General features: G+C 68.5%; 1 protein-coding gene. It reads right to left on the bottom strand.

What is annotated here, in order from left to right:
• A partial coding sequence (locus ACFVH0_RS40495) for an acyltransferase domain-containing protein (RefSeq protein WP_385828437.1) occupies positions 1-1174 on the bottom strand: 1174 nt, incomplete at its 3' end.
• Between the last annotated feature and the right edge of the window lie 29 nt (positions 1175-1203).

The following is a 1203-nucleotide window of genomic DNA, read 5'->3' as shown; positions in this document are numbered from 1 at the left end:
GGTTGAGCCAGTGGCGTTGGTGTTGGAAGGGGTAGGTGGGGAGTTCGGTGTGTGGGGTGTGGGGGTGGGTGTGGGTGTGTGGGGTGTGGGGTTGGGGTGGGGTGGGGTTGGTGCCGTTGAGGTAGGTGTGGGCGATGGTGGTGGCGAGGGTGGTGTGGTGGGGTGTGGTGCGGTGGAGGGTGGGGTGGCCTTGGGTGAGGGTGGTGAGGGTGGGGTGGGGTCCGAGTTCGATGGTGAGGTGGTTTTGGAGGGTGGTGGCGGCGGTGGCGAAGTCGACGGTGGAGCGGATCTGGTTGGTCCAGTAGTGGGGTGTGGTGGGGTCGCCGGGGGTGGTGGTGATGATGGGGGTGGTGGGCTGGTGGTAGGTGAGGGTTTCGGCGATGGCGTGGAAGGCGGGGAGGGCGGGTTCCATGAGGGGGGAGTGGAAGGCGTGGCTGACGTGGAGGCGTTGGGTGTGGGTGAAGTGTTGTGCGGTGGCGTGGGTTTCGTGTTCGGTGCCTGAGATGACGAGGGCGTCGGGGGCGTTGATCGCGGCGATGGTGACGCCGGGGGTGAGGTGGGGGGTGACGTCGTCGGGGGTGGCGCGGATGGAGATCATGGTGCCGCCGGGGGGGAGGTTCTGCATGAGGCGGGCGCGTGTGCTGACGAGGGTGCAGGCGTCTTCGAGGGTGAGGATGCCGGCGATGTGGGCGGCGGCGAGTTCGCCGATGGAGTGTCCGCAGACGATGTCGGGGGTGATGCCGCGGTGTTCGAGGAGGCGGTGGAGGGCGACTTCGAGGGCGAAGAGGGCGGGTTGTGCGTTGCCGGTGGGTTCGAGGTCGTCGGTGAAGATGGTGTCGCCGAGGTGGGTGTTGATCTCGTCGATGGCGGCGGCGAAGACGGGTTCACACCGGTAGAGGTCGTGTCCCATGCCGGGGTGCTGGGAGCCCTGTCCGGTGAACAGGAACGCGGTCTTCCTGCCGGGGGTGGCGCCGGTGTTGGTGGTGGTGAGGAGTTTGCCGTCGATGAGTGCGCCGCGGTGTTCGAAGTCCTGCCGGGTGGCCAGGGTTGCGGCGACATCGGCCGGATCGGCGGTCACGGTGCGCAGCGCGTCGGCGTAGTCGTGCAGGGCCTGCTCGGTCCGTGCGGAGAACAGCCACGGAGCGATGGCCACCGGCTCCACAGCCACAGCCACAGCCGTTTCCGCTGCCGCTGCCGCTGCCG

The organism is Streptomyces sp. NPDC127117 (assembly GCF_042677325.1).
Taxonomy (GTDB): Bacteria; Actinomycetota; Actinomycetes; order Streptomycetales; family Streptomycetaceae; genus Streptomyces.
The sequence above is the reverse complement of the archived record's forward strand: the minus strand, read 5'-3'. Positions and strand labels throughout refer to the sequence as shown.